Origin of the sequence: Nitrosospira sp. Nsp1 (genome assembly GCF_900100985.1) — a bacterium.
GTDB lineage: Bacteria > Pseudomonadota > Gammaproteobacteria > Burkholderiales > Nitrosomonadaceae > Nitrosospira.
On sequence record NZ_FMUF01000041.1, the window covers coordinates 1 to 4525 of the forward strand.

Below are 4525 nucleotides of genomic sequence, written 5' to 3' on the forward strand. Positions count from 1 at the left end.
GGCAGCGTGTATTATCTGCCCAAACCAGTCAGCGCCACGGATCTGGCGCTCATGCGCCGCATTGACGAATTGCACCTGGAACACCCGTTCATGGGTACGCGCATGCTGCGCGACCAACTCAATCGGGAAGGGCTCGATGTTGGACGCAAGCATGTTGGCACGTTGATGAAGCGTATGGGCATTGAGGCGCTATATAGAAAGCCTGGAACCAGCAAGAGGCACCCTGGCCATGAAATTTATCCTTACCTGTTGCGCAGCCTCGCCATCAATCGGGCCAACCAGGTACAGGGTTTCGCGGCTGATGCCGAACTTGCGGGCCAGTTTCGCTTTCTGCTCGCCGGCTGCGGCCCGCTGCCGCAGCTCGACTACCTGTTCGGGCGACAGCGCCTTCTTGCGGCCCCGGTAGGCTCCGCGCTGTCTGGCGAGGGCGATACCTTCCCGCTGCCGCTCACGGATCAAAGCCCGCTCGAACTCGGCGAACGCCCCCATTACCGACAACATCAGATTCGCCATCGGCGAGTCCTTGCCGGTGAAGGTCAAACTCTCCTCGACGAACTCGATGCGCACGCCACGTTTGGTGAGCTTTTGCACGAGACGGCGCAGGTCGTCCAAGTTGCGGGCCAGACGATCCATGCCGTGAACGACCACGGTGTCGCCTTCGCGCACGAAGGCCAGCAGCGAATCGAGTTCGGGCCGCTGGGTATCCTTGCCCGACGCCTTGTCGGTGAACACCCTGCCGACTTCGATATGCTCCAGTTGCCGTTCCGGGTTCTGGTCGAAGCTGCTGACCCGAACGTAGCCGATGCGTTGACCCTGCAAGATGCCTCCAAATACGAAAGTGTCAGGAAGAAATCTATGACCTTTCGCTGCAGGTGTCAAGAAACACTAGAACGCACTCTATTCTGACGTTTCGAGATGACCTATCCTGACATCAGGATAGGGTATAGCCTATGCTGACATCTCAAAAGCGCTCAAAGCGCCAACTGGCTCCATGAAATGCTTGGTGGGCAATAAAATGGAATTTCTCCTTTTGTTGACTGTTCGAGCACAGCTTGCGCCTCTATGCTCGTCCTTATTTAGGGAGGCTCAGAATACTTTTCGATTCATTTAATTTGACGCAAATCCGACACTTGATTTTTTTATATTGCCGTCTACAAATAAAGCAGATTGGATTATTAAGCTTTTGTTTTATCTGTTGGAGAGCTAATTCGATGGCTCTTTGTATTTTTGATTTTCTGAAAGGCAACGGAATCGCGATTTATGGGCGGTTATTCAATGAAATTCGGGAGAAAACAAAATGATTACTAAGCGATTTATGCTTTGTCTGATGGCAAATGTTCTTTTGGGTCTTGCAAGCTCCAGTTCAACTTGGGCTGCGACTAAGGACCTGGGGAATAGCGGATGGATAGTAGAGTTTGATGATACGAAGGTAAAAGGCGTGGAATTTACCCCAACAGAAGGGCCCAGAGCTCCTAATACCCAAATTACCCCTAAAAGTGCGGGTACTCTTAAATTGACAAAAGAGTTTGCCGGATTAGAGCCTATCGATCTCAAGTTTATTGAAAAATCCCCTGCAGCTGCAGATCACTCGGGGCTTCGTATCACCCTGAATGAAACCGTCAAAAACACCTCTCAAACTATCGACTGGAAAAGTTTCGGGCTGGAGCTTATTGATCCGAATCCTGTTCTTAAACTCAATCAAAATGGAAATAATGTACTAGGGGAGAGTAAACACGCTGTCGAAAACCACCCGGGCTTTGCGCATTTTCATAAGGATGCCGATCGAGAAGCTTTTCTTCCATTTACGACACCTCCCGGAGACATAGGAGATCAACTAGGCAAGGTAATTACCCTGACAGGTGAAACATTTGCGCGCAATAGTATGCGAGACTGGAAAGGCATCGGGATTCATCAGATTGAAGAGTTAAATCAACAGCGAAACTTTATCTTGCGTGAAACACCTTTCGCAGTCGCACCACCTCCGCCCTTTTCAACCCCGCCCATCCCCGAACCCGAAACTTACGCCATGCTGCTAGCTGGTTTGGGGCTGATAAGTGCAGTTGTCCGACGGCGGAGTATAAAGATAAAGAGCGTTGAGCGAGGTGACTGACTTAAAGGGAAGGCTTGATGAAAGAAATTCAGTGAGGCAATACGCTGTTCATTCTGGATTGGCTGCAAAACGTCGAGTTGCGCCGCCGCGTGCACGCCGGGTTGAACAAGGGCGAGGCGCGCAATGCGCTGGCCCGCGCCGTGTTCTTCAACCACCTGGGCGAAAATCCGCGATCGCAGTTTCGAGCAGCAGTGCTATCGGGCCAGCGGCTTGAACCTCGTGACGGTTGCCATTGTGTTATGGAATACGACCTATCTGGAGTGGGCAGCAAGTGCCTTGCGCGGTCACGGCCAGGCCATCGATGACACCCTGTTGCAATACCTGTCGCCGCTCGGTTGGGAGCACATCAACCTGACCGGCGATTACGTGTGGCGGCAGAGCCGAAAGGTCAAGGATGGGCAGTTCCGGCCGCTACCCCTCAACGGAAAGGCTTAGCGTACGATTTTTTCCGAATTCTGTAACGGCCCCATTAACAAGTCTTACGAATCTGGGAGGAAACCATGAACACCAAGAAGTGGACACTTATGGTGATGGCCTGCATGGTCATTGTGCCGATGGCTATGCAGAAAGCATACTCTGCTGTCATCACAGTTACGGACCCAGGCGGGGTCTCGCGCCCAGTCGGTAATAGATTCCGCGACACACTAACTATCTCAACCGCAGGCGGTGGTAGCGAGACCAACAACATCATCACACTAGCCCCTAATGTGATGAATACCAGAACAAAAGCGACGTTCCTTGATGATGTTATCAATGGACGCGTAATGGGAACGAGGAAATTCGAGCATGTTACGTCTATGGCCAACGGCGATGATGTAACCGTCAGAGCGAAGCCCAATGATCTTTTTATTACAAAGATCGACATTAGGACAGGAGCCGGGGGGGCAGCTCCAGAAAAGGATAGGATTAAATTTGAGGCCGCTGAGTTCGCAGCACCGCCTGCTCTCATCTTCGGGGTTGGCCTTCTCGCATTTGACGCCAACGGGGAACCAGACAACATGCTTTTAGGGGAAGGCGGCATCGCTACAATTGAGCTCGGCGGATTGAATGGCTTAACAGTCTCGGCCGATACTACGGGCAAAAACATAACAGAAATTCTAAACACATTGGCTAATGGTTTTAGTAGCACTTCCTTTACTGCCAAAGTTTTGGATAACGAATTGCAGATTAAGAACGTTACCTTGGATAACAGTATCGCATTCTCTGGCTCCGATCCTGTATTCCAGTACGGCGTATTCGCATCTGCAATTCCTGAGCCAGCGCCTTTCGTTCTGTTTAGTGCCGGTGTAGTAGTTCTGGCTATCTATACTCGACGCCGCCAAAACCAGCACAATGGAAATCGGAGCGGGCCTTTATCGGGCTTAAGCTCCCACGGCCGTGCTAGGTTGGGAAAGGGTGCTGCTAATATTAAAAATGCAAAGGCCGCGAATGGTTTCCAGAGTCGGCCGGGTACAGTCCTGTCAGCCTCAGCAAGACGGACCGACAAAGCTTCTTTCTTGGAGCAAATCGCATGTGGCTAATCAAACCTGGTAAGGGATCGCTGTGCGTGGATCTTAAGGGTAAGGAATTCTGGTTAACCAAAGATGGGAGGTTATGCATTTCTCAAGGCAACGGTCGCCATTTCTTCACGTACAGCTCAGAGGATGCGGCCATTGCGATGCAAACCGCTATCATCGCAGCTATTAAATCGGGCAAAGCGTATCTTGAACCGGCAGAGGCTGGCCTCGAAAGGGGAGAGCACGAATGGGCTGACCGACCGATCCAGGCATCCATAGTAGGGTGGAAGACTCAGGATACTCCAGAAGTAACGGTTGGGAATCAAGTTAACGTTTACGTTGATGATATATCGAACCAGCTCGTCCAGACGGCTCGTATTATTCATGAAAGCCAACCAATGGCGGACGACTTCCAGGCTTAACGTACTTTGCGATCCGTTTTCTAGAAGAATTAAAGATTGCCGCATCGGAGTTCCTGCAATATCGTTCCGTTCTGGTCGACTCGATCTGTTTAGCACGGGAAATAACTGGAGGAGTGTATACCACCAGTTCTATGATGGCCAATGGGGTTTAGGTGATATCGATGCCCGATGGGAGAGAATTGGGAGTGGTTTTGAGAATTTTTTATCCAGGACTAAACTAGGGCCTGTTAACACAATCTAAGTGCTTCGACGATCAAAGCGAAGTGGATGAAGCCAGTGAACATTACATCCAGTTTCTCAAAGCGGGAGAAGATACGGCGGAATCCTTTCAGCCTCCTGAACAGTCGCTCAATCTCGTTACGCCGCCGGTACATAACCTTGTCGTATTCCCAAGGCTCAACGCGGTTGGCCTTGGGCGGGACTACCGGAATGAAACCAAGATCCAACGCCAGTTGCCGTGTTTCATTCCCCTCGTAGGCGCGATCCATTACCAGATG

Annotated in this window: 3 protein-coding genes and 4 pseudogenes; 5 read left to right on the top strand and 2 right to left on the bottom strand. The window is 51.1% G+C overall.

Features of this window, described 5'->3' with window-relative positions:
* Positions 1-285 (top strand): annotated as a pseudogene (locus tag BLP78_RS14890) (IS3 family transposase); the annotation flags it as partial.
* Here BLP78_RS14890 and BLP78_RS14895 read toward each other — a convergent pair.
* Positions 283-819: pseudogene (locus tag BLP78_RS14895) on the bottom strand (recombinase family protein); the annotation flags it as partial. The pseudogenes BLP78_RS14890 and BLP78_RS14895 sit on opposite strands and share 3 nt — an antisense overlap.
* A gap of 478 nt (positions 820-1297) precedes the next feature.
* Here BLP78_RS14895 and BLP78_RS16130 point away from each other — a divergent pair.
* From BLP78_RS16130 to BLP78_RS14915, 4 genes and pseudogenes are all read left to right on the top strand, one after another.
* Entirely contained in the window at positions 1298-2110 is an 813-nt protein-coding gene (locus BLP78_RS16130) for a PEP-CTERM sorting domain-containing protein (RefSeq protein WP_256330324.1), read from the top strand.
* Positions 2111-2151: 41 nt separating this feature from the next.
* A pseudogene (locus tag BLP78_RS14905) lies at positions 2152-2545 on the top strand (Tn3 family transposase); the annotation flags it as partial.
* Between the two features lie 65 nt (positions 2546-2610).
* Positions 2611-3630, top strand: coding sequence for a hypothetical protein (locus tag BLP78_RS14910; protein WP_090460529.1), 1020 nt, complete (start codon positions 2611-2613; stop codon positions 3628-3630).
* A complete protein-coding gene (locus BLP78_RS14915; RefSeq protein WP_090460531.1) occupies positions 3621-4028 on the top strand; it encodes a hypothetical protein in 408 nt (135 codons plus the stop codon). Before BLP78_RS14910 ends, BLP78_RS14915 begins: the two co-directional genes overlap by 10 nt.
* A gap of 227 nt (positions 4029-4255) precedes the next feature.
* Here the strand turns inward: BLP78_RS14915 and BLP78_RS14920 are convergent.
* A pseudogene (locus BLP78_RS14920) lies at positions 4256-4525 on the bottom strand (IS5/IS1182 family transposase); the annotation flags it as partial.